Below are 25,092 nucleotides of genomic sequence, written 5' to 3'. Positions count from 1 at the left end.
CGCATCAAAACGTTTCCCAGTTATCGTTACCGTGGCTCACCGCCGCGGGCAGAGCGCGGGTCGGGGCGGGCAGCACCGGTTTCACCATCCGCTCGGTTACCGCAGCGGGCGCGCGCGCGCCGGTGTTGAAACGCGCCACCGCCGATGACAATCGGCTGGCCTGCTGCTCCAGCGACGCCGAGGCGCTGGCCGATTCCTGCACCAGCGTGGCGTTCTGCTGCGTCACGCGATCCATCTCATTCACCGCCTGGCCAATCTGGTCAATACCGCGGCTCTGCTCATCGGAGGCCGAGGCAATCTCGCCCATGATATCGGTGACGCGCGTCACCGCGCTGACAATCTCCTGCATGGTATCGCCAGCGCTGCTGACCTGCTGCGAACCGAGATCCACGCGCTGCACGGAGTTTTCAATCAGCAGTTTGATCTCTTTCGCCGCCTGCGCGCTGCGCTGGGCCAGGTTGCGCACTTCGCCCGCTACCACCGCAAAGCCGCGCCCCTGCTCACCGGCACGCGCTGCTTCTACCGCGGCGTTAAGCGCCAGAATGTTGGTCTGGAAAGCGATACCGTCAATGACGCTGGTAATGTCGGCGATTTTCTTCGAGCTGTCCGCAATGTCACGCATGGTTTTCACCACGCCTTCCACCACGTTACCGCCTTTATCGGCGGTGTCCGACGCGGTTTTCGCCAGCTGCGTGGCCTGACGCGCGTTGTCAGCATTCTGCTTCACGGTCGCGGTCAGCTGTTCCATGCTGGCGGCGGTCTCTTCCAGTGAGGCAGCCTGTTGTTCGGTCCGCGCCGAGAGATCGTTATTACCGTTGGCGATGGCGCTAGCGCTGCCAAAAATGGCATCCGCGCTGTCGCGCACGTTATTAATGGTACCAAGCAGCGCCTGCTGCATATGATTCAGGCTGGCGGCAATGGCCGCCATTTCACTGCGGCCTGCCACCTGCAGGCTGGCTGACAAATCGCCTTCGGCAAAGCGCTCGATCTGCTGCTGCACCTGCTGCATCGGTGCCAGCAGCACGCGGCGTACCAGCGTCCATACAGCCGCCACCATCAGCACCACCACCAGCGCGATGACGGCAATCATGATCAGCACCTGCTGATAGTTGCTGTCATTTTGCAGGCTGCGCTGATTGATCAGCTGCATGTTTTCATCGCGCCACTGCTGATAAGCCTGTTCCAGTTCATCCTGCGCCTGCTGCGCATCGAGGTTGCCGTAGGCCGCGTAGTTATTGGCTTTCAGAAACACGGCGGACTGCTGCAGCAGCGCGGCAAACGCTTTGAATTTATTGTCGATCAGATCGGCAGTCGACGCACTCTGGCCGTCGATGCGCGGATAGCTTCTATACTGATTGAAGTGCTGCTGCGCCGCTTCCAGCGAGGCACCGGCTGCCAGTAGCAGCTTGTTGATCGCCGCCAGCGACTGCTCGTCGGTCTGATTTTTCAGAATACGGATCGCCACGCGGTTGATGGTGACGCGGGTTTTCACCAGCGTTTGCCAGCCGTCGCCCAGCTCGCGCTGCTGATGAGACAACTGATTGCTGGCGGTGAAATTATGTTGTCCCGCGCGCAGCGAGGAGAAAAAGAGCGAGCCGGATATGGCCTGCATGGCTGTGAATACCACCAGAATAACCACAATGGCGGTCACAATTTTCATCTTGTTGAACATGTGAGCATCTCTTAGCAAATGAGCCGGTAGTTATGTTATCGGTGGAAAAAAGCATCACTAAAGTGCGGCAGCGAAATAATTCACCGCAGTAATGGTTACGGACAGGAGGCCAGGGGATGAAACCCTTCAATTACCAGCAGGATTTTAAACAGCTCGACTTCCGTCAGCATCCGGAGCTGTATCAGGTCGGGCGCGGCGAGCAGGGGGTGCTGATGGTGGAACCTTATAAAAGCGAAATTCTGCCGCACTGGCGCTTTCGCACCGTCGAGCTGGCGCAGCAGTCATCAGAAAAAATCATGCAGCTGTTCGAGGCGTATCGCGCGCAGGATGATTTTGTCGGTATGGATATGGCGCGCAAATTTATTCAGATGGGCTACACCCGCGCGCGCCGCTACAGCAATCATCAGGGCGGACGGAAATACGATGCCGACGGCAAAGAGCTGCCGCGTACGGTAGAAAAAGAAAAGGCCGCTGCGGCGGCCGTGTTCAAAGCGTGCTGGGACCGGCTGCGCGCCGATAACGATTATCTGGCGCGCAAAAAAGCGCACCAGCAAAAGTACGGTTAAACGCGCGTGCCCCACAGGTCGTATTCGTCGGCGTGTTCGACTTTGACCCGCACCACCTCGCCGACCTTCACCTGGCGATCGCCATTTAGGTACACCGCACCGTCGATTTCCGGGGCGTCGGCCATGCTGCGGCCGACTGCGCCTTCTTCATCCACTTCATCGATGATCACCAGAATCTCGCGACCGATTTTCTCCTGCAGACGCTCTGCGGAGATCTGCTGCTGCAGCTGCATGAAGCGGTCAAAACGCGCCTGCTTGACGTCGTCCGGAACCTGATCCGGCAGCTGGTTAGCCGTGGCGCCTTCAACCGGGCTGTACTGGAAGCAGCCAACGCGATCGAGGCGCGCTTCACGCAGGAAGTCGAGCAGCATCTGGAAATCTTCTTCGGTTTCGCCCGGGAAACCCACGATGAAGGTGGAACGCAGCGTCAGCTCCGGACAGATTTCACGCCAGCGTTTGATGCGCTCCAGCGTGCGCTCAACCGCGCCCGGACGCTTCATCAGCTTCAGGATACGCGGACTGGCGTGCTGCAGTGGAATATCGAGGTAAGGCAGGATTTTGCCTTCGGCCATCAGCGGGATCACATCATCCACGTGCGGATACGGATAAACGTAGTGCAGACGCACCCAGACGCCGAGTTTCGCCAGCTGCTCACACAGGCTGACCATGCTGGTTTTCACCGGCGAACCGTTCCAGAAACCGGTGCGGTGTTTAACATCGACGCCATACGCGGAGGTGTCCTGCGAGATCACCAGTAGCTCTTTTACGCCGGCTTCCACCAGACGTTTAGCTTCATCAAGTACTGCGCCAATCGGACGGCTGTCCAGATCGCCACGCATTGACGGGATGATGCAGAAAGTGCAGCGATGGTTACAGCCTTCGGAAATTTTCAGGTAAGCGTAGTGGCGCGGCGTCAGTTTCACGCCCTGTTCCGGCACCAGGCTGAGGAACGGGTTGTGCTCGGGTTTTGGCACGTAAGTGTGCACGTGCGACAGCACCTGCTCGTAGCTGTGCGGGCCGGTGATCTCCAGCACTTTCGGATGCACTTCGCGAATCTGATCCACTTTGGCGCCGAGGCAGCCGGTGACGATCACTTTGCCGTTTTCGTTCAGCGCTTCACCAATCGCTTCCAGTGATTCCTGTACGGCACTGTCAATAAATCCACAGGTGTTAACGATGACGATCTCCGCATCATCGTAGCGTGGCACCACGTCGTAGCCTTCTGTCCGCAGCTCCGTCAGGATGCGTTCAGAGTCGACGAGGTTTTTTGGGCAGCCGAGAGAGACGAAGCCTACACGCGGCGGATTTTTGACATGGCTCATAAGGATAAAAATTCATCATAATTAAGGTGGACAGGAGCGCGATTGTACAGAGGTTGACGGGGAAAATGTATAGGCTGCGTGAGAATCTGATCGGCGGCAAAAATTGATGTTAACGCTATGCTTGCTGAGGGTAACCCACGTTCAATAGTCACAGGGTGGCGGACATCCGGGTTGTGCAAGCGGGTCGATTTTGCTTAAATATCGGGTTGATAATTGTAAGTTATTATCGACATTACAGAATTTTAAAGCGCGCCAGCGGTGAGTTTCTCTCTGCCGGGGCTGAAGTGGATAATGTGAGAGCAGACAAATGCAAGAGATCGTCAAAGGTTTTCTGAATTTTCAACAGAATGTGTTTCCTGAAAGGAAGGATCTTTTCAAGAGTCTGGCGTCCAACCAGAATCCTAAAGCTTTATTCATCTCCTGTTCGGATAGCCGTCTGGTGCCAGAGCTGGTGACACAGTCGGAGCCGGGCCAGCTGTTTGTGATCCGTAACGCCGGTAATATCGTCCCGCCGTTTGGTCCGGAGCCGGGTGGCGTGTCAGCAACCATCGAGTACGCGGTGGTCGCGCTGGGCGTAACCGAAATTATCATTTGTGGCCACTCCAACTGCGGTGCGATGAACGCGATTGCGTCCAACGCCGATCTCGAGAGCATGCCGGCGGTTGATCACTGGCTGCACTACGCCAATGCGGCAAAAGCGGTGGTGGAAGAGCGCAACTACGAATCAGTTGAGAAACGTCTCAACGAAATGGTGAAAGAGAACGTGATTGCCCAGCTCAACAATATCAAAACGCATCCTTCCGTTTCGGTCGCGCTGCGCAAAGGCAAGCTGCGCCTGCACGGCTGGGTTTATGATATTGAAAGCGGCGGCATTATTGCCCTGACCAAAGGCGGTGAATCCTTCATTTCACTGTCGGAAAACCCGGAAACCTGCTTCGAATAATCCTGCCTGCTACAAGCCCGGCCACTGCGCCGGGCTTAATGTTTTGTAAATCCTGCACATCCTTTCTTACTGGCTGACTACCCTTAACGGCAGACTGTGAAAAGGAGAATCCTATGCGTTTATGGCGTGTTGCGCTGCTGGCTGGCGCGCTCAGCGGTTCCTTTACCGCGCTGGCGGCCGATGTCCAGGTGCAGGTGTTACAGGACAAGCTCGATCATCCGTGGTCAGTGGCGTTTCTGCCCGACCAGCAAACCCTGCTGATTACCGAACGTTCCGGACAGCTGCGCAGCTGGCAGCCGGGCCGGGGGCTATCGCAGCCGATTAGCGGCGTACCCAACGTGTGGGCCAGGCGCCAGGGCGGTCTGCTGGATGTGGTGCTGGCGCCGGACTTCGCGCAAAGCCGTCGGGTGTGGCTCAGTTATACCACCGCCGATGACACCGGCCGCGCGGGCGGCGTGGTGGGTTACGGCACGCTCAGCGCAGATCTCCGTCAGCTGCAGGATTTTAAGGTGGTGCTGGAGCAAACGCCGAAACTCTCCGGCGGTGCTAACATCGGCACGCGGCTGGCGTTTGATCGCCAGGGCTATCTGTACATCGCGTTCGGCGATAACTTTGCCAGCCGCAGCGCGCAGCAGCTGGACAAACTGTCGGGCAAGATTGTCCGTCTGACGCAGGACGGCAAGGTGCCGGCGGATAATCCGTTTAACCATCGTCAGGGCGCACGCGCGGAGATCTGGTCTTACGGCGTGCGCAACCCGCAGGGGCTGGCGCTCAATCCGTGGACGCAGCAGATGTGGGAGAGTGAACACGGCCCGCGCGGCGGCGATGAGGTGAATCTGGCGGCGAAGGGCAAAAATTATGGCTGGCCGCTGGCGACATACGGCATTGATTACAGCGGGCAGAAAGTTCCGGAAGCGCAGGGCAGCGCCGTCGCCGGCACTGAGCAGCCGCTGTTCTACTGGCAGCAATCGCCGGCCATCAGCGGCATGGCGTTTTACAATAGTGCGCGCTTTCCCCAGTGGAAAAACTCGCTGTTTATCGGTGCGCTGAAAGATAAAAGTCTGATCCGTCTGCGCGTTAACGGCGAGAAGGTTGAAGAGGCGCAGCGGCTGCTGGGTGACCGTGGCGAACGCATCCGCGATGTTCGCCAGGGGCCGGATGGTTATCTGTATGTGCTGACCGATGAGGCCAATGGCAAGCTGCTGAAAGTCGGGCTGGCGGATGCCGCCAGCGCCGCGCGGGGTTAAATCAGCGCACCCAGTTACACACCTGCCAGCCGCGCTGCTGCGCTTCCTGCTGCAGCAGCGCATCCGGGTTAATCACCCATGCATGATCGGCATGCGACAGCAGCGGCAGATCGTTCATCGAATCGCTGTACGCCCAGGTGCGCTCAAAGCGTCGATCCTGCTGCAGTGCTCGCCAGTCGCTGAGTCGTGAAACTTTGCCTTCACGGTAAGTGGCGGTGCCGTAAATCTCACCGCTGTAGCGTTCATCGACCACTTCCACGCCAATCGCCAGCGCGCCGTGTACGCCCAGCCGTTCCGCAATCGGCACGGCGAGGTGATCGCCGCTGGCGGTAATAATCATTACCGTGTCGCCACGCTGCTGATGCCACTGAATGCGTTCGCGCGCGGCGGGAAAGACGCGCGGCAGGATATCGCGATGAATAAAGCGTCGCACCCAGCCTGCGACGGTGAGCGTCGCCATGCCGGTGAGCGGTGAGAGCGTGGTGCGCATGTACTCTTCAATCGACAGGCTACCGGCGTGGTATTGCGCCATCAGCGCCTGCTCCTGACGAATGATCTCTTCCGGTGCAAACCCCTGCGAAACCAGCCAGCGCAGCCAGAGGCTGGTGCTGTCTTCACAAATCAGGGTTTCATCCAGATCGAAAACGGCTAAGTCCATCATGATTCTCCTCGGGCTGACTGGCATCAGGTTAGCGGAATTTTGTGACTGGCTTAACTGTTCTGCGAAAATTCGGAATTTCTCGCAATTTTTCCTCTGCCCTGACGCCCGCGCACTGGCAGCGCAGCGGCCTTAATGCCAGGGTTACTCTAACAAACTCTAAAAAACTTTACGGTTTGGCGGTTTTTTTCACCGGCGTGAACCGTTAGCGTTTGGTAAGACATGTCTTACCTGCACAAATCCGTGATTTTACAAGGACAATTGGGTCACGCTCATGAGAAAAACATCCCTGACTTCAGTCTGGCGGCCACTGGCGGCCAGTTCATTATTGTTGCTTTTCGTCCCTGTCACCACTCAGGCCGAGCAGGCACCGGCGGCACCGCAGATTGAGGCAAAGGCCTGGATTCTGATGGACTACAGCAGCGGCAAAGTGCTGGCAGAGTCCAATGCCGACCAGCGTCTTGATCCCGCCAGTCTGACCAAAATGATGACCAGCTACGTGGTCGGCCAGGCGCTGAAATCCGGCAAAATCACCAGTAACGACATGGTGACCATCGGCCAGGATGCGTGGGCCACCGGCAATCCGAAACTGCGCGGGTCGTCGCTGATGTTCCTCAAGCCGGGCGATCGCATCCCGGTCTCGGAACTGAATAAGGGCGTGGTGATCCAGTCGGGGAATGATGCCTGTATCGCGCTGGCGGACTATGTCGCCGGCAGTCAGGATGCCTTTATTGGCCTGATGAACAATTATGTTAAAGCCTTTGGCCTGCAAAACACCCACTTCATGACGGTGCACGGTCTGGACGCCGAAGGCCAGTACAGCACCGCACGCGATATGGCGATTATCGGCCAGCGCCTGATTGGTGATGTGCCGGAAGAGTATGCGCTGAACAGCGAAAAAGAATTTACCTTTAATAATATCAAACAGATGAACCGCAACCGGCTGCTGTGGAGCAGCAACCTTAAGGTTGACGGCATCAAAACCGGGCATACCTCGGGGGCGGGCAACAATCTGGTTGCTTCAGCGGTCGACGGCGATATGCGCCTGATTTCGGTGGTACTGGGCGCGCAGACCGATGCCATTCGCTTCCGCGAGAGTGAGAAACTGCTGACGTGGGGCTTCCGTTTCTATGAAACCGTTACGCCGATTAAAGCGGATAAACCGTTTGCCCAGCAGCGCGTGTGGTTTGGCGAAAACAGCCAGGTCAACCTCGGCGTGGCGAAGGATGCGGCGATCACTATCCCGAAAGGGCAGATGAAAAATCTCAAGGCCAGCTTTACCCTCAACACACCGCAGCTGGAAGCGCCGCTGAAAAAGAATCAGGTAGTGGGCACTATCGATTTCCAGCTGGATGGCAAAACCATTGAGCAGCGTCCGCTGGTGGCGATGGAGGATGTACCGGAAGCCGGCTTTATTGGCCGTATCTGGGATTTCATTATGATGAAATTCAACGGCTGGTTCGGTAAGTGGTTCAGTTAATCTCAGGACGGCGGGTCAGCCCGTGGCTAACCCGCCTGCCGGCTGAGTTTATCCGCGCACCCAGCCTTTTTTAATCGGCATCGCGAACAGGGCGCGGTAGAGTTGATGCGTCAGCGCCAGCATGCGCTGACCGTACAGCTGCCACGCCAGATGCGAAGCCAGACAGCCAAGCAACCCCACCAGAAAACCGCCCAGCATATCCAGCGGCCAGTGCACGCCGAGATACACGCGTGACCAGGCAATAGCGCTGCCAATCGCCAGCAAAACCACGCCGGACCACAGACGGTGCCAGAAAATAAACGCCAGCGCGAAGGTAAAAATTGTGGTGCCGTGATCGCTGGGATAGGAGTCATCAGCAGCGTGTGACAGGAACTGGTGACCGAAGCCAATGGCGAACGGGCGCGGGTGTGGCAACAGCTGGCCCACGCACCAGGAGATGCTCAGCGCATAAATCAGCGCCATGCCGGTTTTCAGCACCAGTGCGCGCTGCGACTGCAGCTGATCGCGCGGCCCCCACAGCCACAGGGCGACAATCAGCAACGGTACAATAGCAATCACATCTTTGGCGATAAAGGTCGCCAGGCTGAGCAGCCACGCGGGTGAATCCGGCGTGGCGTTAATCCATAAAAAGAGGGTGTGGTTAAGAGCTTCCATCACGTTTCCTCGTCCTCGTCTTGTTTACCCAAAAAGAAATTGCGGCAAAAATCAGCAGCTGGCTGAGCCACACCCACCAGCCCGCCCACAAATTGTGGGAGAAAAAGTGCGCACCACGCATCACCTGGCCATAGCCCATCAGCAGGCCACAGGCGATACCCATTGCCAGCGCCAGCAGCGCGCGGCGTGGACGCTCCGGCCACCACAAAAAAAACAGCGCCATCAGCGCAAAGCCGCTGGAAGCATGGCCGCCCGGAAAGCACTGGCCGGGGCCACTGTTGGCCGGTACCGCCGCCAGCAGCGGAAAGCTCGCGGCGTTGCCGCCGAACAGCGCCAGATCCCACGGACAGGAGTGCGCGCTGTGCGCCTTCAGCATGCCCACCACCAGCGGCCCCATGCCAAACAGCAGGGCCACCAGCACGCGCCGGGCGTCGCGCTGTTGCAGGCCGCGCAGTAACAGCAGCACCGCGCCAGCGATAATCACATCCTTCATCAGCCGATGATTAATCAGATCCAGCCAGCGGTTGTGCTGCCACGGAAAACGCCGGGTGAGCGGATCAAACCAGCGCTGGCTGATGGCGATGTCGAGGCTTTCGTGGCGCGACCACCACAGAAACGCCAGCGCCAGAATTGCCAGCAAAATAAGGTTGATAGCGTAGAAGCGTGCGGACAGAGAATAAATAGCCGCGCTCCGAATCTCACTGCGGGTTGTTGGAGTGTTTAACTTTGATGAAAGTTGCATGAATATTTGCAAATAGCGAAACCAGAGTCACAGGGTGGCAAATCACGCTTAGGGAAACCTTAAGGGCGCGCGCGGCAGGCATAAAAAAACCCGCTAGCAGAAGGCTAACGGGCTCCTCAATTTGGGGATTTCAAAGAAAAGCAGTGGCACTTAATCAGACTGCATCGCGTCCGATTAGTTCTGACGCGTGTAAAAATATTTTTAAACAGGCAAAAGCGGCCAGATGATGACGATCAGCGTCCCCGCCAGCGTCAGCAAGACGTTGGCAATGGCGTAGGTGCCGGCATAGCCGAGCGCCGGAATGCTGCTGCGCGCGGTATCGCTGATGATCTCCATGGCCGGTGCGCAGGTGCGCGCCCCCATGATGGCACCAAACAGCAGCGCGCGGTTCATGCGTAGCACGTAAGCGCCGAACAGATAGCAAATCACCACCGGTAACAGACTCACCAGCAGGCCGCTCAGCAGCATCAGCGCGCCCGCACTGCCGAGACCGTGCTGCAGGCCGCTGCCGGCGCTCAGGCCGACCCCGGCCATAAACACCATCAGGCCAAACTCTTTCACCATGGTCAGTGCGCCCTGCGGGATGTAGCCGAACGTCGGGTGGTTGGCGCGCAGGAAGCCGAGCATGATGCCGGCAAACAGCAGTCCGGCGGCGTTGCCCAGGCCAAAGCTGAAGTTGCTGAACTGGAAAGTGATCATGCCGATCATCAGGCCGATGATAAAGAAGGCGCAGAACGCCAGCAGATCGGTCATCTGGCTGTGAATAGCAATGAAGCCGATGCGATCGGCCAGGCTTTTCACCCGGCGCGCTTCGCCGCTCACCTGCAGCACATCGCCTTTGTTGAGCATAATGCTGTCGTCGATCGGCATCTCAATCTGGCTGCGAATCACCCTGTTCAGGAAGCAGCCGTGATCGGTCAGTTTTAAATGGCTCAGGCGTTTATTCACCGCGTTGTGGTTTTTCACCACGATCTCTTCGGTGACGATGCGCATGTCGAGCAGATCGCGATCGAACACCTCTTTACCATTACGGAAACTGGCGTCGAGACGCGCATGGGCATCCGGATAGCCCACCAGAGAAATCTCGTCGCCGAGCTGCAAAACTGCATCACCGTCCGGACTAGCGAGAATGCCGTTACGCCGCAGGCGCTCAATGTAGCAGCCGGTCTGACGGTGAATCCCCAGCTCGCGCAGGTTTTTGCCGCCGCTCCACTCAACCAGCTCCGGACCAACGCGATAAGCGCGAATCACCGGCAGGAACACTTTACGCTGGCTGTCCGCATCCAGACCGCGCTCGCGCGCGATTTGCTGGGCGCAGGTCGGCAAATCCTGATGCTGCAGGCGCGGCAGGTAGCGTGCGCCGAAAATCAGGCTGACCAGCCCAATCAGATAGGTGAGGGCGTAACCCAGGCTGAGGTTATCCTGCATGCGACCCAGCAGCTGCGTGTCGCTGATGCTTTGCCGCAGCGTATCGCCTGCGCCCACCAGCACCGGCGTTGAGGTCATCGAGCCGGCCAGCATGCCGGCGGTGAGGCCGATATCCCAGCCAAACAGTTTGCCGAGCGTCAGCGCAATCAGCAGAGCGCTGACCACCATGACGATTGCCAGAAAGAAATAGTTCTTACCGTCGCGGAAAAAGATGGAGAAAAAGTTGGGACCGGCTTCCACCCCGACACAAAAAATAAACAGCATAAAGCCCAGACTTAAGGCGTCAGTATTTATCGCGAAGTGTTGCTGACCCAGAATCAGCGAAACCACCAGCACACCAATAGAATTACCGAGTTGTACGGAGCCAAGGCGTAATTTACCCAGGCACAGGCCGAGGGCTAATACGACAAATAATAACAGAACGTCATTTCCGCTTAACAATTCTGCGACGTTAATGTTCACGGTTTAACTTCTTATTTACCTGTAACGGGTTGATGGAAGGTGATTTTTTCGCTATCTTGTGACGGCAGCGCACGGCCCGGTCACCGAATGTTCTTAATCTGTGACCCACATAAAGCGGCGCCATTCTAATCATAATTAACACCCTCAGCTATCAGCAGTTTTCATTCCTTCTGCCTTCAGCTGTTTCTTTTTATTTCCACGTAAGCGCATCAGGGCAGTTAAAAGTTTCAATATTGTTAACGTCAAAGTTGAGGAGAGGTATGTTGCAGCGCAATAATCGCTGGCCAGCATCGGTTCTGGGCGTGATGCTTTATACGCTGGTGTTTATTTTTGCACATCATTTTTGGTCCGCCGCCGCGACGCAGGCGGTGCGTGGACAGCCGGAACTGCTGCTGTTTCTGCTGCCGGGCATCGTGATGGCGCTGCTGCAGCCGGACAGTCCGCTGATCGGCACCCTGTGGATCGCGCTGGGCGGGACGCTGCTGGGCATGATGTGGGTGTGGCTGGTGATGCCGATGACGCACAGCTTGCTGCTGGTGACGGCGTGGAGCCTGAGTGCTCTATTCTGGGCGGGGTGCGGTGCGCTGCTGGTGCGCCTGTTGCGCATTATGCTGGCGATGCGCACCAGCTGAGTGAAGCGAAGACGGGCCCGCAGGCCCGTCAGGTCAGGCTTCGATGCCGAGGTTTTCTTTGGTCCACGCCGCAAATTCGGTGTAACCACCGATGTGCTGGTCGTCGAGGAAGATCTGCGGCACGGTAGAAACCGGTTTGCCGGCACGCGCTTCCAGGTCGGCTTTGGTGATGCCGGTCGCCTGAATATCGACGTACTGATAATTAAAATCGTCGCGCTCGCTGGTTAACTTCGTGGCTAACTCTTTTGCTCGTACGCAGTAAGGGCAGCTGGAACGGCCAAAAATCACTGCAATCATTGCTTCTCTCCTTCCGCTGCTGTTTTGTGACTTGTCTCACATCACAGCGTGAATAATGCGTCACATCATGCCCGCCCATCCTGCTTAAGAAAAGCAGAAATTGCCTGTTACTCTAATGCGCGCTGTCTATACCCGGTCACAATGCCGTACTACAGTATTCGGGTATCACCTGCAGCAGAAACAGATGAACACTGAGGAGCCCTGAACCATGCGTAATCTGGCGACATTGCCCAAACCCGTGCTACTGCTGGAAGCGTTGGGCGTGCTGGCAGTGATTGGCGCGCTGCTGCTGGTCAACGACTGGCTGGCGGCACCGGCATTCATGGCGAAAAAACCGCTGGCAACGCTGCTGTTTTTCCTCGGCATTGCGCTGATGCTGCCGGCAGCGTGGCTGATGATGTGGCGCACCGCAAAGGCGATGGCACCGCAGTTGTTCAATCACACCCACAAAAAGAAGTAACCGGAGAGGATTATGACGCCGACTATTGATTTGCTTTGCAGCCACCGTTCCATTCGCGCCTTTACTGAGCAGGGGATTGATGACGCCCAGCGCAGCGCGATTATCGCTGCGGCGCAGGCGGCCTCGACCTCCAGTTTTTTACAGTGTTCTTCCATTGTGCGTATCACCGACCGCGCCCTGCGCGAGCAGCTGGTGCAGCTCACCGGCGGCCAGCCGTGGGTCAGCGCCGCAGCGGAGTTTTGGGTATTCTGCGCCGACTTCAACCGCCACCAGCAAATCTGCCCTGAGGCTCAGCTGGGCCGTGCCGAACAGCTGCTGCTGGGCTGTGTCGATACCGCGCTGATGGCGCAGAACGCCATGATCGCTGCGGAATCGCTCGGTTTAGGCGGCGTGTTTATTGGCGGCATTCGCAACAGCATCGCGCAGGTGACGGAGCTGCTGGGGCTGCCGAAGTTTGTGCTGCCGCTGTTTGGTTTCTGCATCGGCCATCCCGACGCGTCACCGGACGTCAAGCCGCGCATGCCGCAGGCGATGCTGGTGCATGAAAACCGCTACCAGCCGCTGGATAAAGCGGTGCTGGCGCAATATGACCAGCAAATCACCGCTTACTATCAGCAGCGCGACAGCAATCAGCGCTCGGAAACCTGGAGCGAACTGATTCAGCGTTTGATCATTAAAGAAACGCGACCGTTCATGCTGGACTACCTGCATCAGCAGGGCTGGGCAACGCGCTAAGCACAGGGACCGCTGCAATGAAGATGGCCATTCTCACCCGTGACGGCGCGCTCTACTCCTGTAAACGCCTGCGTGAAGCCGCGGAAGCGCGTGGCCATCAGGTGCAGATGATCGATCCGCTCTCCTGCTACATGAATATCAACTCCGACTCGCCGGCGGTGCACTATCGCGGTGAGGCGCTCGGCCATTTCGACGCGGTGATCCCGCGCATCGGCACCGCCACCACCTTTTACGGTACGGCGGTGCTGCGTCAGTTCGAGATGCTCGGCAGCTATCCGCTCAACGAGTCAGTGGCCATTACCCGTGCACGCGACAAGCTGCGCTCGCTGCAGTTGCTGGCGCGCGAGGGCATCGACATGCCGGTTACCGGCTTTGCCTCGTCGCCGGATGACACGCAGGATGTGATCGCCATGGTCGGCGGCGCGCCGCTGGTGGTGAAACTGGTGGAGGGGACGCAGGGGATCGGCGTGGTGCTGGCGGAAACCCGCCAGGCGGCAGAGAGCGTGATCGATGCGTTTCGCGGTCTCAATGCGCATATTCTGGTGCAGGAGTTCATCAAAGAGGCGCGCGGGCGCGACATCCGCTGCCTGGTGATTGGCGACGAAGTGGTGGCGGCGATTGAGCGGGAAGCGAAAGAGGGCGATTTCCGCTCTAATCTGCACCGCGGCGGCAGCGCCCGCGCCGTCACCATTACCGATCAGGAGCGCGAGATCGCGGTCAAAGCGGCCACGACGCTGGGATTAGCCGTGGCGGGCGTGGATATTCTGCGCGCCAACCGGGGTCCGCTGGTGATGGAGGTCAATGCCTCACCGGGGCTGGAGGGCATCGAAGGCAGCACCGGTTTAGACATTGCCGCCATGATGATCCGCTGGATTGAGCAGCACGCCTGTCCCGGTTATCGTCCGAAAACCGGGGGCTAAACCGCGCTTTTGCGCGGTTTTCGTGGCATCTGCGACTGTTTTTCCGTAAGCTAAGGCGCTTATTTATTCACCCCACAGGATACAACGATGGATTCACTGGTCGTTCCTGACATCGACATGCTGCGTCGCTGGCTGGATCAACAAAATATCACCTGGTTCGAATGCGATGCCTGCCAGGCTTTGCATCTGCCGCATATGCAGAATTTTGACGGGGTGTTTGACGCGAAAATCGACCTGGTGGATAACGTTATCCTCTTCTCGGCGCTGGCAGAAGTAAAGCCCACCGCGCTGATCCCGCTGGTTGGTGAACTGTCGCAAATCAATGCCAGTTCGCTGACGGTGAAAGCCTTTATCGATATACAGGATGACAACCTGCCGAAGCTGATTGTCTGCCAGTCAATCAGCGTAAGCGCCGGCATCACCTTTGGTCAGTTCACCCACTTCATGAAGCAGAGCGAAGAGGGAATTTCGATGGTGATCATGGAAGCGTTCGCCAATCATCTGCTGATGATGGGCGAAGACGAGGAGCGTCCGCCGAGCGTCAGCAGCCACAGCATGCTGCACTGATTTTTCCCCTCCTGCTAACTGCCGCTTTTTGCGGCAGTTTTCATTTCAGGCCCACCACTTTTTATTCTGCATTTTGCCCTTTATTGCCAGATATTAGTCGTGCTTTATGCCGCTAGTGCCAGAGTGCATAGCAGAAACATGCATAACTTATCGCAAAAAGGCGTTTTTTAAGCTGGGATCTGGCACGCAGGAATCAGGGGGGCTATTCTTGCGGGGCTGTCTGATACGTGCAACTACGGCGCAGCTATAGGTTTTTGCTATTAAACTCCCGCTGAATATTGATTCATTGTGTGGCTGTAATTTAACAGACAACGCAACGACCGGATCGCGTGTATGCAGCGTTGTGATGACCCGCTCAGGAGGAAGAAAAACATGATCAACCAGTCAAAAAAATGGTTGCCAGGTGTGGTTGCAGGTGTGCTGATGGCTGCGGCCGTGGGCGCTCAGGCAGAGGATAAAACGCTGCACGTTTATAACTGGTCCGATTATATTTCGGCCGACACCGTGCCCAATTTTGAAAAGCAGACCGGCATCAAAGTGGTCTACGACGTGTTTGACTCCAACGAAGTGCTGGAAGGCAAACTGATGGCCGGCAGCACCGGCTATGACGTGGTGGTACCGTCGTCGAGCTTCCTCGCGCGTCAGCTGCAGTCTGGTGTGTTCCAGGAGCTGGATAAGAGCAAGCTGCCTAACTATAAAAATCTCGATCCCGATCTGATGGCGAAAGTGGCCCAGCACGATCCGGGTAACAAATACGCCATTCCTTACCTGTGGGGCACCACCGGTATTGGCTATAACATCGATAAAGTCAAAGCGGCACTGGGCGCCGATGCGCCGGTGAACAGCTGGGATCTGGTGCTGAAGCCGGAAAACCTGGAAAAACTGAAGAGCTGCGGCGTTTCGTTCCTCGATGCGCCAGAAGAGATTTTTGCCACCGTGCTGAACTACCTCGGCAAAGATCCGAACAGCTCTGACGCGAAAGATTACACCGGTGCGGCGACCGATCTGCTGCTGAAGCTGCGGCCGAATATCCGCTACTTCCACTCTTCGCAGTACATCAATGACCTCGCCAACGGCAACATCTGCGTCGCCATCGGCTGGTCTGGCGATATTCTGCAGGCGAAAGATCGCGCGGTGAAAGCCAACAACGGTGTCCATCTCGGTTACAGCGTACCGAAAGAGGGCGCGCTGGCGTTCTTCGACATGATGGCCATTCCAAAAGACGCGAAAAACCTGGATGCGGCTTATCAGTGGCTGAACTACATCATGGATCCGAAAGTGATTGCCGACGTCTCCAACAAGATGAACTACGCCAATGGCAACAAAGCGTCGCTGCCGCTGATCAATGCGGATGTGCGCAACAATCCGGGTATCTTCCCGACGCCGGAAGCGATGGCCAAACTGTTTGTGCTCAAGGTCCAGGATCCGAAACTGGATCGTGCGCGTACCCGTGCATGGACTAAAGTAAAAAGTGGTAAGTAATTCGTTCTGAACGGATTCCCTTATCGGTAAACGACAACAGAGGCGCGGTGCTGGCCTCTGTTGTGTCATTTAGCGGCTGGCTGTGCCGCGCTATCCCGCTTAGCGCCGGAGACATGTGAGTGAACGACGCGATTCCCCGCCCCCAAAATAAAACGGCTAAGGCGTTAACGCCGCTGCTGGAAATCCGCAACCTGACGAAATCGTTTGACGGCCAGCACGCCGTGGATGATGTCAGCCTGACCATTTACAAAGGCGAAATTTTCGCACTGCTGGGCGCTTCCGGCTGTGGCAAGTCCACGCTGCTGCGGATGCTGGCCGGCTTTGAAATTCCCAGCAGTGGCCAGATTGTGCTGGATGGTCAGGATCTGTCCCACGTGCCGCCGTATCAGCGGCCCATCAACATGATGTTCCAGTCGTACGCGCTGTTTCCACACATGACGGTGGAACAGAACATCGCTTTTGGCCTGAAGCAGGACAAACTGCCGAAAGGCGAAATCAGCAGCCGCGTGGCAGAGATGCTGGCGCTGGTGCATATGGAAGAGTACGCCAAACGTAAGCCGCACCAGCTTTCTGGCGGCCAGCGTCAGCGCGTGGCGCTGGCGCGTAGCCTGGCGAAACGTCCCAAGCTGCTGCTGCTCGACGAACCGATGGGCGCGCTGGATAAAAAACTGCGCGACCGCATGCAGCATGAAGTGGTGGATATTCTGGAGCGCGTGGGCGCTACCTGCGTGATGGTGACCCACGATCAGGAAGAGGCCATGACCATGGCGGGCCGCATCGCCATCATGAACCGCGGTAAATTTGTGCAGATCGGCGAGCCGGAAGAGATTTACGAGCACCCGACCAGCCGCTACAGCGCCGAATTCATCGGCTCGGTGAATGTGTTTGATGGCCTGCTGCGCGAACGCCGCGACGAGGGCGTGGTGATCGACAGTCCGGGGCTGATGCATCCGCTCAAGGTGCAGACCGATGTGTCGATTGTGGACAACGTGCCGGTGCAAGTGGCGCTGCGGCCGGAAAAAGTGATGCTGTGCGACGAGGTGCCGGCCGACGGCTGCAACTTTGCCGTCGGCGAAGTGGTGCACATCGCCTATCTCGGCGATCTGTCGATTTACCACGTACGGCTGCGCAGCGGCCAGATGATCAGCGCCCAGCTGCAGAATGCGCATCGCTACCGGAAAGGCGCGCCCACCTGGGGCGATGAAGTGCGCCTGTGCTGGGATGCCGACAGCTGTGTGGTCCTGACGGTTTAAGGAGGCGCTATGAGCCAGATTTCTCAACGCAGCGAGCCGGAGGTAGCGGGCACACCGCTGCAGCGCTGGGGCACGCGCATGAAAATGCAGCACGGTCGCAAGCTGGTGATCGCGCTGCCTTATCTGTGGCTAATCCTGCTGTTTATGCTGCCGTTCCTCATCGTGCTAAAAATCAGTTTCGCCGATATTGCGCGCGCCATTCCGCCGTACACCGATTTAGTGACCTGGGCGGACGACCAGCTCAACCTGGTGCTCAATCTGGGCAACTACCTGACGCTAACCGACGATCCGCTGTACGCCGAAGCTTATCTCACCTCGCTGAAGGTGGCGGCGATCTCAACGGTGATCTGTCTGCTGATCGGTTATCCGCTGGCGTGGGCGGTGGCGCACAGCAAGCCCTCCATGCGCACCATCCTGCTGCTGCTGGTGATCCTGCCGTCGTGGACCTCGTTCCTGGTGCGCGTCTATGCGTGGATGGGACTGCTGAACAACAACGGGATCCTCAACCGCTTCCTGATGTGGCTTGGCGTGATCGATCATCCGCTGATCATCCTGTATACCAACACGGCGGTGTATATCGGTATCGTTTACTGCTACCTGCCATTTATGGTGCTGCCAATCTACACCGCGCTGACGCGCATTGATTATTCGCTGGTGGAAGCGTCGCTTGACCTCGGCGCGCGCCCGCTGAAAACCTTCTTCAGCGTCATCGTGCCGCTGACCAAAGGCGGCATTATTGCTGGTTCAATGCTGGTATTTATCCCGGCGGTGGGCGAGTACGTGATCCCGGAACTGCTCGGCGGACCGGACAGCATCATGATTGGGCGCATTTTGTGGCAGGAGTTCTTCAACAACCGCGACTGGCCGGTAGCTTCGGCGCTGGCGGTGATCATCCTGCTGATCCTGATTCTGCCTATCGTCTGGTTCCACAAACATCAAAACCGTGAAATGGGGGAGAAGGGATGAATCAGCTACCGGTAATCCGCTCTCCGTGGCGCACCGCGATTCTGGCGCTGTGCTTCCTGTTCCTGTACGCGCCGATGCTGCTGCTGGTGGTTTACTCCTTCAACAGCTCGCAGCTGGTGACAGTATGGGAGAGCTTCTCGTTTCACTGGTATCGTGTGCTGTTCCAGGATGATGCGATGCTGGATGCGGTTGGCCTGAGCCTGACCATCGCGGCGCTGTCGGCCACCATGGCGGTGGTGCTCGGCACCATGGCGGCGGTGATTATCGTGCGCTTCGGGCGTTTTCGCGGCCACAGCGGCTTTGCTTTCATGCTCACCGCGCCGCTGGTGATGCCCGACGTGATCACCGGTCTGTCGCTGCTGCTGCTGTTCGTGGCGATGGGTAACACCTTTGGCTGGCCGGGCGATCGCGGCATGCTGACCATCTGGCTGGCGCACGTCACGTTCTGTACCGCCTACGTGGCGGTGGTGATCAACTCGCGGCTGCGCGAGCTGGATCGCTCAATTGAAGAAGCGGCGATGGACCTCGGCGCTACGCCGCTGAAGGTGTTCTTCGTGATTACCGTGCCGATGATTGCCCCGGCGATCATTACCGGCTGGCTGCTGGCGTTTACTCTGTCGCTGGACGACCTGGTGATCGCCAGCTTCGTCACCGGGCCGGGCGCTACCACGCTGCCGATGGCGATCTTTGCCACGGTGCGGCGCGGCGTCAATCCGGAGATCAACGCGCTGGCCTCGCTGATTCTGTTTGTGGTCGGGCTGGTCGGCTTTATCGCCTGGCGCTTTATGGCGCACGAAGAAAAACAGCGATTGCGCGATATTCAGAAAGCAAAACGTGGCTGAGTGACGCAACATTTGCCAATATAAGCAAGGCTGACTCTGTCAGCCTTTTCTTATGGAGCGCGCGCAATGTCGGAAACGTTGAAAAACCTGGTGTTAACCTTCACGCCCGTGCCGGTGACCATTGCCGGCAGCGCCATTATCGCCACGCGCTGTATCAGCGTGCTGATGCTGGCCAATGAGCTGGGCTATGACGAAATCGCCAATTTCGTGCACCGTAGCGCGCAGGCGTGGGACTCCACGCTGATTTTTATCGCCAGCCAGCTGATTTTCCTGTTTGAACTGCGCTGTGCCTTTACTCTGATGCGCGGCAGTAATGCCGGGCGCTGGGGCTACGTGGCCACACAGATCGTGGTGCTGCTGTACATGCTGATGGCGTCGGTGGGCTGGATCTATCCGGAGATTTTCAGCATTCCCGGCGAGAATAACGCGCAGATTATCCACCACACGCTGCTGCAGAAACTGCCGGATGTGCTGGTGCTGCTGCTGCTGTTTGTGCCGGCCAGCAGTCGCGCATTTTTCCGCAGCCGGTGATACAATCGGCCCCCGTTTTTGCTCCCGATTCTCAATACAGGCCTTTCCATGCATTGCGCGCTTTATCAGGCCGGTCGCTGTCGCTCATGTCAGTGGCTGGAAAAACCCTATCCGCAACAGCTGAGTGACAAGCAGACGCAGTTGACGCAGCTGCTGGACGGCATGCCGGTCGCCGACTGGCGGCCGCCGGTTACCTCGGCGCAGCAGGGGTTTCGCAACAAAGCCAAGATGGTGGTGAGCGGCAGCGTGGAAAAACCGCTGTTCGGCGTGGTGGCGCGTGACGGCGAGCCGGTGGATCTCTGCGCCTGTCCGCTCTATCCCGCCAGCTTCGTGGCGGTATTCGACGTGCTGAAACCCTTTATCGCCCGTGCCGGTCTGACGCCGTACAACGTGGCGCGCAAACGCGGCGAGCTGAAGTTTTTGCTGCTGACGGAGAGTACCCAGGGCGGCATGATGCTGCGTTTTGTCCTGCGCTCGCACAGCAAACTGGCGCAGCTGCGCGCCGCGCTGCCGTGGCTGCAACAGCAGCTGCCGCAGCTGCAGGTGATCTCCGCCAATATTCAGCCGGTGCACATGGCGATACTGGAGGGCGAGGAGGAGATGGCGCTGACGCCTGAGCAGGCGCTGCCGGAACGCTTTAACGACGTGCCGCTGTATATCCGTCCGCAAAGTTTCTTCCAGACTAACCCGCAGGTGGCGGCTGCGCTGTACGCAACGGCACGCGACTGGGTGGCGGAACTGCCGGTGCACAGCATGTGGGATCTGTTCTGTGGCGTTGGCGGCTTTGGCCTGCACTGCGCCACGCCGCAGATGCAGCTGACCGGCATTGAAATCAGTGCGGAAGCCATCGCCTGCGCGCAGCAGTCGGCGCAGCAGCTGGGGTTAGAGCAGGTGAGTTTTGCCGCGCTGGATTCCACGCAGTTTGCCACCGGGCATACGAGCGTGCCGCAGCTGGTGCTGGTCAATCCGCCACGTCGCGGTATTGGGGCAGAACTGTGCGCCTGGCTGAGCCGCATGGCGCCGGACTACATCCTGTATTCCAGCTGCAATCCCGCCAGCATGGCGCAGGACATTGCCCGCCTGGCCGACTATGACATCAGCCGCGTGCAGCTGTTCGATATGTTCCCGCACACCGCACATTTCGAGGTGCTGACATTACTGCGTCGTAAGGGTGGAATCGCGTAGCGCCCGGCTGCGCTGAGGACGTGCAGAACCTGGCAGGCCCGGCGCCACGCAACTCCATAATGCTTATTCCGGGAACCACTTCTGATTGATCTGCTGCCAGCGACCGTTGGCTTTCAGCGCTGCCAGCGCGCTGTTCAGCTGTTGCAGCAGCGCGCTGTTGCCCTTGCGCACCGCAATGCCGAGCCCGGTGCCGAAGTAGTCGCTGTCGGTAATGTGCTCGCCGACCGTGCTCAAATCCGTATTGGCCTTCAGCCACTGATTGACGACTGCGCTGTCACCAAATACGCCGTTGAGCCGGCCATTTTTCAGGTCAAGAATCGCGTTCTGGTAGCTGTCGTAGGCCACCGCAATTACTTCAGGATGCTTCTCCAGCAGGTATTTCTGATGGGTGGTGCCGTTTTCCACGCCGATGCGTTTGCCTTTCAGCTGGCTAAAGTCGCTATATTCACCTTTGTGGGCGATGACGATTGCCGAATTGGCGTAGTAGGGCTGGGTGAAATCGACCTGCTTACTGCGCTCGGCGGTGATATCCATGCCGGAAATGACCGCGTCATAGCGACGGAATTTCAGCGAAGGAATCAGGCTATCAAAGGCATTGTTGGTGAAAGTGCACTCGGCCTGCATCTGCTGACACAGCGCTTTAGCGAGGTCGATATCAAAACCGACAATCTGGTTATTCTGATCGAGTGATTCGAACGGAGGATAGGTGGCTGAGGCAGCAAAACGAATTTTCTCTGCCGCATAAGCATTCATTGCCAGCGTTGCCATCACTGCCGCAACAATCCATTTTTTCATTATAAGGCTCCTGTAAACCATGCCAGAGGCGAAACGATTTACACGATGCCAGTTAATGCATTTGTATGCAATAAATATGATTAAAAATTTATTTAGCTGCGATCAAATACAGTGAGGAAGGGCGCGGCGCTTTCCTTCGCGCCGCGTCAGACGATCAGTTGCGGCGCTCAAACGCCAGCGCGCGCTTCTCGACCAGGCGCATCAGCAGCGTCAGCAGGCCGTTAACCACCAGATAAATCAGACCGGCGGCAGCATATACGGTGACGTCGTAGGTGCGGCCATACAGCAGCTGGCCGTGGCCCATCACTTCCATCAGCGTAATGGTATAGGCCAGCGAAGTACTCTTGAACACCAGCACCACTTCGTTGGAGTAAGAGGAGAGGGCGCGCTTAAACGCGTACGGCAGCAGAATACGCAGCGTATCGCGGCGGCGCATGCCCAGCGCGGCGCAGGACTGCCACTGTCCGGCCGGAATGGCGCGCACCGCGCCGTAGAACAGCTGTGTGGTGTAGGCTGCGCTATTAAGCGACAGCGCCAGCATGGCACACAGCCACGGCTGCGACAGTAAATGCCAGAGCCACGGCACGTTCTGAATGCTGGGGAACTGGCCGGGACCGTAATAGATCAGGAAAATCTGCACCAGCAGCGGCGTGCCGGTAAACAGGGTGATATAGCCTTTGACCAGCCAGTTGAGCAGCGGCAGCTTCAGCGCCAGCACAATGGTGCACAGCAGCGCCAGCAGCAGCGCGGCGACCAGTGAGGCGGCCGTCAGCGTCAGGCTGGTATGCAGGCCTTTCAGTAGCTCAGGTAAATACGCCAGCATGCGTCAGGCCCCCCGCTCAAAACGCGTGGTACGTGATTCAATACGGCGCAGCACCGCCTGACTGAATAGCGTAATCACTAAATAGATCGCGGCGGCCACCAGATACCAGGTAAACGGCTCCTGGGTGCGCGTCGCAATGCTTTTGGTCTGCAGCATGAGATCGTTGACGCTAATCAGCGACACCAGCGCCGTATCCTTGAGCAGCACCAGCCACTGATTGCCGAGTCCGGGCAGCGCATGGCGCCACATCTGCGGCATAATCAGGCGGAAGAATATCGCTGACTTTTTCATGCCCAGCGCCTGGCCTGATTCCCACTGGCCGGACGGCACCGCTTTCAGCGCACCGCGCAGCGTCTGAGAGGCGTAAGCCGAATAGAGCATCGCCAGCGCAATCACGCCGCACAGGAACGGGCTGACATCAAAGTTCTCAATCTGCATCTGCACCGGCAGGGTGAACAGACCCAGATTGAGCTGGAAGCCGTCCGACAGCGTCAGCAGCAGCTGCGAGGCACCGAAATAGATAAACAGCACCACCAGAATTTCCGGCAGGCCGCGAATCAGCGTCACCAGCCCGGTACCGATCCACGCCAGCGGTTTCCAGCGCAGCGATTCCCAGCCAGCAAAAATCATCGCCAGCGCGAGGCCGGCGATCAGGGCACAAACGGCAAGGCCGACGGTCATGCCGGCGGCGCTTGCGAGTGGAATCATTTCATTCATCAGAAATTACTGCTGAAACCATTTGTTGTAGATGGTTTTGTAGGTGCCGTCGGCTTTGATCTTATCCAGCGCGCCGTTGAACTTCTGCTGCAGTTCGCTGTTGCCCTGACGCACGGCGATGCCGAGGCCGGTGCCGAAGTAGGCTTTGTCGGTCACTTTCTCACCCAGCGCGGCGAGGTTGGCATTCTGCTTCAGCCACTCGTTAACCACGGCGGTATCCCCGAACACTGCATCAATACGGCCATTCTTCAGGTCGAGCACCGCATTCTGGTAGCTGTCGTAAGGCACGATGGTGATGTCGCTGTGCTTGTCAGAGAGGTATTTCTGGTGCGTGGTGCCGTTCTGTACGCCCACACGCTTGCCTTTCAGCGCCGCAACGTCCGCCAGCTTGCCTTTCTGCGCGATGAAGGTCGCAGAGTTGTCGTAGTAAGGTTTGGTGAACAGCACCTGCTTTTCACGCTCTGGCGTGATATCCATGCCGGCCATCACCGCGTCAAAACGGCGGAATTTCAGGCTGGGGATCAGGCTGTCGAAGGCCTGGTTGGTAAAGGTGCAGGTCGCATCGATCTCTTTGCACAGCGCATTGGCCAGATCGACGTCAAAGCCCTGGATTTTGTTGTCGGAGTCGACAAATTCAAACGGCGGATAAGACGCCTCGGTCGCGAAACGCAGGGTCTGCGCGGCAGAAGCGCTCAGGCTCAGGCTGGCAAGCAGTGCAGCAAGTACAACTTTTTTCATTAGAAGCATCCTGACTTAGTGCGAAAGATAATGAGCAAACGCGTCGGTTTGCGGCTGTGTAAAGTGGCTGGCATCGCCCTGTTCAATGATGCGACCGTTCTCCATGTACACCACCTGGCTGGCGGTTTTGCGCGCCACCTCAACTTCGTGGGTGACAATCACCTGGGTGATCTGCGTCTGCGCCAGCTCACGAATGATGCTGACGATCTGCGCCGTGATCTCCGGGTCGAGCGCCGCGGTCGGTTCATCAAACAGCAACACCTGCGGCTCCATCATCAGCGCGCGCGCAATTGCCACGCGCTGCTGCTGGCCACCGGAAAGGTGCAGGGGGAAGCGATCGGCGTACGGCGTCAGGCGCAGGCGTTCCAGCAGTTTATCGGCGCGCGCGCGTGCCGCATCTTTGCTGAGCCCGAGCACACGACAGGGTGCTTCAATCAGGTTCTGCATCACGCTGAGGTGCGGCCACAGGTTGTACTGCTGGAACACCATGCCGACATTCTGGCGCAGTTCGCGAATCGCGTTGTCGGACGGCGTCTGGCTGAAATCGAAGTGGTTGCCGGCAATCTGCAGGCTACCGGAACGCGGCAGCTCCAGCAGGTTGAGCACGCGCAGGAGTGAACTTTTACCCGCGCCACTCGGGCCGAGCAACACCAGCGTTTCGCCCTGCGGGCAAGCCAGGTTGATATCGAACAGCGCCTGATGGGCACCGTAAAAACAGTTGATGGCGTTTAGTTGAATACTCATGCGCAAAAAATGAATAGCAATTAGTGTCGCAAATCTTAACGTCACCAGAATAGTTATGCAATTGAGGTGGGTTAAAATTTATTAAAGAGCAATTAAACAGCAAAAGCGTAGCACAAAATCGGGCAGGGCAGCGGGGAAAGGGGCTGACGGATAAGCGTTGGCTGTTGCGCAGAAGCTTAGCGGCGCCGCAATGGTGCGGCGCGCTAATGGTTGCGGCTGAGTGCGGAAAAA

The 25,092-nt window shown here is 57.8% G+C and carries 27 protein-coding genes; 15 read left to right on the top strand and 12 right to left on the bottom strand.

Going from position 1 to position 25,092, the window contains the following annotated elements:
* Positions 1–4: 4 nt before the first annotated feature.
* A complete protein-coding gene (locus tag AC6I8P_RS12345) occupies positions 5–1,672 on the bottom strand; it encodes a methyl-accepting chemotaxis protein (RefSeq protein ID WP_215786250.1) in 1,668 nt (555 codons plus the stop codon).
* Between the two features lie 116 nt (positions 1,673–1,788).
* Between AC6I8P_RS12345 and AC6I8P_RS12340 the strand changes: the two genes are divergently transcribed.
* Complete coding sequence (locus tag AC6I8P_RS12340) at positions 1,789–2,238, top strand: DUF4385 domain-containing protein (protein WP_058775349.1); 450 nt, start codon at positions 1,789–1,791, stop codon at positions 2,236–2,238.
* On the opposite strand, the gene rimO is transcribed toward AC6I8P_RS12340, so the two are convergent.
* Entirely contained in the window at positions 2,235–3,560 is a 1,326-nt protein-coding gene (gene rimO / locus AC6I8P_RS12335; protein ID WP_021508396.1) for a 30S ribosomal protein S12 methylthiotransferase RimO, read from the bottom strand. The genes AC6I8P_RS12340 and rimO overlap by 4 nt on opposite strands.
* A gap of 307 nt (positions 3,561–3,867) precedes the next feature.
* Between rimO and AC6I8P_RS12330 the strand changes: the two genes are divergently transcribed.
* Positions 3,868–4,503, top strand: coding sequence for a carbonic anhydrase (locus tag AC6I8P_RS12330; protein ID WP_021508393.1), 636 nt, complete (start codon positions 3,868–3,870; stop codon positions 4,501–4,503).
* Positions 4,504–4,616: 113 nt separating this feature from the next.
* Positions 4,617–5,750 carry a PQQ-dependent sugar dehydrogenase gene (locus AC6I8P_RS12325; protein WP_238561037.1) on the top strand — a complete coding sequence of 378 codons (1,134 nt, stop codon included), beginning with the start codon at positions 4,617–4,619 and terminating at the stop codon, positions 5,748–5,750.
* A gap of 1 nt (position 5,751) precedes the next feature.
* On the opposite strand, the gene AC6I8P_RS12320 is transcribed toward AC6I8P_RS12325, so the two are convergent.
* Positions 5,752–6,408, bottom strand: a complete 657-nt coding sequence (locus AC6I8P_RS12320) for an HAD family hydrolase (RefSeq protein ID WP_021508391.1) — start codon at positions 6,406–6,408, stop codon at positions 5,752–5,754.
* A 274-nt stretch (positions 6,409–6,682) separates the two neighbouring features.
* Here AC6I8P_RS12320 and AC6I8P_RS12315 point away from each other — a divergent pair, with 274 nt between their 5' ends.
* Positions 6,683–7,888, top strand: a complete 1,206-nt coding sequence (locus AC6I8P_RS12315; protein WP_477529630.1) for a serine hydrolase — start codon at positions 6,683–6,685, stop codon at positions 7,886–7,888.
* Between the two features lie 48 nt (positions 7,889–7,936).
* On the opposite strand, the gene ybjG is transcribed toward AC6I8P_RS12315, so the two are convergent.
* The 3 genes from ybjG to AC6I8P_RS12300 all read right to left on the bottom strand — a co-directional run bounded on the left by ybjG (position 7,937) and on the right by AC6I8P_RS12300 (position 11,174).
* The gene (gene ybjG / locus AC6I8P_RS12310; protein WP_021508389.1) at positions 7,937–8,542 is read right to left on the bottom strand and encodes an undecaprenyl-diphosphate phosphatase; all 606 of its coding nucleotides are present in this window, start codon (positions 8,540–8,542) and stop codon (positions 7,937–7,939) included.
* Positions 8,529–9,284, bottom strand: a complete 756-nt coding sequence (locus AC6I8P_RS12305) for a phosphatase PAP2 family protein (RefSeq protein WP_141496503.1) — start codon at positions 9,282–9,284, stop codon at positions 8,529–8,531. The genes ybjG and AC6I8P_RS12305 overlap by 14 nt, the downstream gene beginning before the upstream one ends.
* Before the next feature lie 201 nt (positions 9,285–9,485).
* Positions 9,486–11,174: an aspartate:alanine antiporter gene (locus tag AC6I8P_RS12300; RefSeq protein ID WP_021508387.1), complete on the bottom strand. Its 1,689-nt coding sequence runs from the start codon at positions 11,172–11,174 to the stop codon at positions 9,486–9,488.
* A 260-nt stretch (positions 11,175–11,434) separates the two neighbouring features.
* Between AC6I8P_RS12300 and ybjM the strand changes: the two genes are divergently transcribed.
* The gene (gene ybjM / locus AC6I8P_RS12295) at positions 11,435–11,806 is read left to right on the top strand and encodes an inner membrane protein YbjM (protein WP_021508386.1); all 372 of its coding nucleotides are present in this window, start codon (positions 11,435–11,437) and stop codon (positions 11,804–11,806) included.
* A gap of 33 nt (positions 11,807–11,839) precedes the next feature.
* On the opposite strand, the gene AC6I8P_RS12290 is transcribed toward ybjM, so the two are convergent.
* Positions 11,840–12,103 carry a GrxA family glutaredoxin gene (locus tag AC6I8P_RS12290; RefSeq protein WP_010618314.1) on the bottom strand — a complete coding sequence of 88 codons (264 nt, stop codon included), beginning with the start codon at positions 12,101–12,103 and terminating at the stop codon, positions 11,840–11,842.
* A 208-nt stretch (positions 12,104–12,311) separates the two neighbouring features.
* Here AC6I8P_RS12290 and AC6I8P_RS12285 point away from each other — a divergent pair, with 208 nt between their 5' ends.
* The 10 genes from AC6I8P_RS12285 (at position 12,312) to rlmC (ending at position 21,044) form a co-directional block, all read left to right on the top strand.
* Positions 12,312–12,563: a DUF1418 family protein gene (locus AC6I8P_RS12285; RefSeq protein ID WP_058769528.1), complete on the top strand. Its 252-nt coding sequence runs from the start codon at positions 12,312–12,314 to the stop codon at positions 12,561–12,563.
* Positions 12,564–12,575: 12 nt separating this feature from the next.
* Positions 12,576–13,298, top strand: a complete 723-nt coding sequence (gene nfsA / locus AC6I8P_RS12280) for an oxygen-insensitive NADPH nitroreductase (protein ID WP_241797763.1) — start codon at positions 12,576–12,578, stop codon at positions 13,296–13,298.
* Between the two features lie 17 nt (positions 13,299–13,315).
* Complete coding sequence (gene rimK, locus AC6I8P_RS12275; protein WP_021508383.1) at positions 13,316–14,218, top strand: 30S ribosomal protein S6--L-glutamate ligase; 903 nt, start codon at positions 13,316–13,318, stop codon at positions 14,216–14,218.
* Positions 14,219–14,305: 87 nt separating this feature from the next.
* Positions 14,306–14,785, top strand: coding sequence for a type III secretion system chaperone family protein (locus AC6I8P_RS12270; RefSeq protein WP_021508382.1), 480 nt, complete (start codon positions 14,306–14,308; stop codon positions 14,783–14,785).
* A gap of 372 nt (positions 14,786–15,157) precedes the next feature.
* Positions 15,158–16,267 carry a spermidine/putrescine ABC transporter substrate-binding protein PotF gene (gene potF, locus AC6I8P_RS12265; protein WP_021508381.1) on the top strand — a complete coding sequence of 370 codons (1,110 nt, stop codon included), beginning with the start codon at positions 15,158–15,160 and terminating at the stop codon, positions 16,265–16,267.
* Positions 16,268–16,386: 119 nt separating this feature from the next.
* Positions 16,387–17,520 carry a putrescine ABC transporter ATP-binding subunit PotG gene (gene potG / locus AC6I8P_RS12260; RefSeq protein ID WP_498030641.1) on the top strand — a complete coding sequence of 378 codons (1,134 nt, stop codon included), beginning with the start codon at positions 16,387–16,389 and terminating at the stop codon, positions 17,518–17,520.
* A gap of 9 nt (positions 17,521–17,529) precedes the next feature.
* Positions 17,530–18,486, top strand: a complete 957-nt coding sequence (gene potH, locus AC6I8P_RS12255) for a putrescine ABC transporter permease PotH (protein ID WP_021508379.1) — start codon at positions 17,530–17,532, stop codon at positions 18,484–18,486.
* Positions 18,483–19,328 (top strand): putrescine ABC transporter permease PotI, encoded by an 846-nt coding sequence (gene potI / locus AC6I8P_RS12250; RefSeq protein WP_058757786.1) that lies wholly within the window; start codon positions 18,483–18,485, stop codon positions 19,326–19,328. Before potH ends, potI begins: the two co-directional genes overlap by 4 nt.
* Positions 19,329–19,394: 66 nt before the next feature.
* Positions 19,395–19,859 carry a YbjO family protein gene (locus AC6I8P_RS12245; RefSeq protein ID WP_498030640.1) on the top strand — a complete coding sequence of 155 codons (465 nt, stop codon included), beginning with the start codon at positions 19,395–19,397 and terminating at the stop codon, positions 19,857–19,859.
* A gap of 48 nt (positions 19,860–19,907) precedes the next feature.
* Positions 19,908–21,044 (top strand): 23S rRNA (uracil(747)-C(5))-methyltransferase RlmC, encoded by a 1,137-nt coding sequence (gene rlmC, locus AC6I8P_RS12240; protein WP_498030639.1) that lies wholly within the window; start codon positions 19,908–19,910, stop codon positions 21,042–21,044.
* Between the two features lie 63 nt (positions 21,045–21,107).
* On the opposite strand, the gene AC6I8P_RS12235 is transcribed toward rlmC, so the two are convergent.
* The 5 genes from AC6I8P_RS12235 to artP form a co-directional block, all read right to left on the bottom strand.
* Positions 21,108–21,839 (bottom strand): arginine ABC transporter substrate-binding protein, encoded by a 732-nt coding sequence (locus tag AC6I8P_RS12235; protein WP_059008984.1) that lies wholly within the window; start codon positions 21,837–21,839, stop codon positions 21,108–21,110.
* A gap of 154 nt (positions 21,840–21,993) precedes the next feature.
* A complete protein-coding gene (gene artM, locus AC6I8P_RS12230; RefSeq protein WP_021508374.1) occupies positions 21,994–22,662 on the bottom strand; it encodes an arginine ABC transporter permease ArtM in 669 nt (222 codons plus the stop codon).
* Positions 22,663–22,665: 3 nt separating this feature from the next.
* Positions 22,666–23,379: an arginine ABC transporter permease ArtQ gene (artQ, locus tag AC6I8P_RS12225; RefSeq protein ID WP_021508373.1), complete on the bottom strand. Its 714-nt coding sequence runs from the start codon at positions 23,377–23,379 to the stop codon at positions 22,666–22,668.
* 6 nt (positions 23,380–23,385) lie between these two features.
* On the bottom strand, positions 23,386–24,117 hold the full coding sequence (gene artJ, locus AC6I8P_RS12220) for an arginine ABC transporter substrate-binding protein (protein ID WP_021508372.1): 732 nt from the start codon (positions 24,115–24,117) through the stop codon (positions 23,386–23,388).
* Positions 24,118–24,132: 15 nt separating this feature from the next.
* The gene (gene artP / locus AC6I8P_RS12215) at positions 24,133–24,861 is read right to left on the bottom strand and encodes an arginine ABC transporter ATP-binding protein ArtP (protein WP_058769534.1); all 729 of its coding nucleotides are present in this window, start codon (positions 24,859–24,861) and stop codon (positions 24,133–24,135) included.
* Positions 24,862–25,092: the final 231 nt, after the last annotated feature.

The sequence above is a fragment of the gamma proteobacterium symbiont of Lampromicra miyakona genome (assembly GCF_059730895.1).
The sequence above is the reverse complement of the archived record's forward strand: the minus strand, read 5'-3'. Positions and strand labels throughout refer to the sequence as shown.

Coding starts and splice junctions, on each gene's coding strand:
- AC6I8P_RS12345 (WP_215786250.1), bottom strand. CDS start 1,672: ATGTTCAACAAGATGAAAATTGTGACCGCCATTGTGGTTATTCTGGTG.
- AC6I8P_RS12340 (WP_058775349.1), top strand. CDS start 1,789: ATGAAACCCTTCAATTACCAGCAGGATTTTAAACAGCTCGACTTCCGT.
- rimO (WP_021508396.1), bottom strand. CDS start 3,560: ATGAGCCATGTCAAAAATCCGCCGCGTGTAGGCTTCGTCTCTCTCGGC.
- AC6I8P_RS12330 (WP_021508393.1), top strand. CDS start 3,868: ATGCAAGAGATCGTCAAAGGTTTTCTGAATTTTCAACAGAATGTGTTT.
- AC6I8P_RS12325 (WP_238561037.1), top strand. CDS start 4,617: ATGCGTTTATGGCGTGTTGCGCTGCTGGCTGGCGCGCTCAGCGGTTCC.
- AC6I8P_RS12320 (WP_021508391.1), bottom strand. CDS start 6,408: ATGGACTTAGCCGTTTTCGATCTGGATGAAACCCTGATTTGTGAAGAC.
- AC6I8P_RS12315 (WP_477529630.1), top strand. CDS start 6,683: ATGAGAAAAACATCCCTGACTTCAGTCTGGCGGCCACTGGCGGCCAGT.
- ybjG (WP_021508389.1), bottom strand. CDS start 8,542: ATGGAAGCTCTTAACCACACCCTCTTTTTATGGATTAACGCCACGCCG.
- AC6I8P_RS12305 (WP_141496503.1), bottom strand. CDS start 9,284: ATGCAACTTTCATCAAAGTTAAACACTCCAACAACCCGCAGTGAGATT.
- ybjM (WP_021508386.1), top strand. CDS start 11,435: ATGTTGCAGCGCAATAATCGCTGGCCAGCATCGGTTCTGGGCGTGATG.
- AC6I8P_RS12290 (WP_010618314.1), bottom strand. CDS start 12,103: ATGATTGCAGTGATTTTTGGCCGTTCCAGCTGCCCTTACTGCGTACGA.
- AC6I8P_RS12285 (WP_058769528.1), top strand. CDS start 12,312: ATGCGTAATCTGGCGACATTGCCCAAACCCGTGCTACTGCTGGAAGCG.
- nfsA (WP_241797763.1), top strand. CDS start 12,576: ATGACGCCGACTATTGATTTGCTTTGCAGCCACCGTTCCATTCGCGCC.
- rimK (WP_021508383.1), top strand. CDS start 13,316: ATGAAGATGGCCATTCTCACCCGTGACGGCGCGCTCTACTCCTGTAAA.
- AC6I8P_RS12270 (WP_021508382.1), top strand. CDS start 14,306: ATGGATTCACTGGTCGTTCCTGACATCGACATGCTGCGTCGCTGGCTG.
- potF (WP_021508381.1), top strand. CDS start 15,158: ATGATCAACCAGTCAAAAAAATGGTTGCCAGGTGTGGTTGCAGGTGTG.
- potH (WP_021508379.1), top strand. CDS start 17,530: ATGAGCCAGATTTCTCAACGCAGCGAGCCGGAGGTAGCGGGCACACCG.
- potI (WP_058757786.1), top strand. CDS start 18,483: ATGAATCAGCTACCGGTAATCCGCTCTCCGTGGCGCACCGCGATTCTG.
- AC6I8P_RS12245 (WP_498030640.1), top strand. CDS start 19,395: ATGTCGGAAACGTTGAAAAACCTGGTGTTAACCTTCACGCCCGTGCCG.
- rlmC (WP_498030639.1), top strand. CDS start 19,908: ATGCATTGCGCGCTTTATCAGGCCGGTCGCTGTCGCTCATGTCAGTGG.
- AC6I8P_RS12235 (WP_059008984.1), bottom strand. CDS start 21,839: ATGAAAAAATGGATTGTTGCGGCAGTGATGGCAACGCTGGCAATGAAT.
- artM (WP_021508374.1), bottom strand. CDS start 22,662: ATGCTGGCGTATTTACCTGAGCTACTGAAAGGCCTGCATACCAGCCTG.
- artQ (WP_021508373.1), bottom strand. CDS start 23,379: ATGAATGAAATGATTCCACTCGCAAGCGCCGCCGGCATGACCGTCGGC.
- artJ (WP_021508372.1), bottom strand. CDS start 24,117: ATGAAAAAAGTTGTACTTGCTGCACTGCTTGCCAGCCTGAGCCTGAGC.
- artP (WP_058769534.1), bottom strand. CDS start 24,861: ATGAGTATTCAACTAAACGCCATCAACTGTTTTTACGGTGCCCATCAG.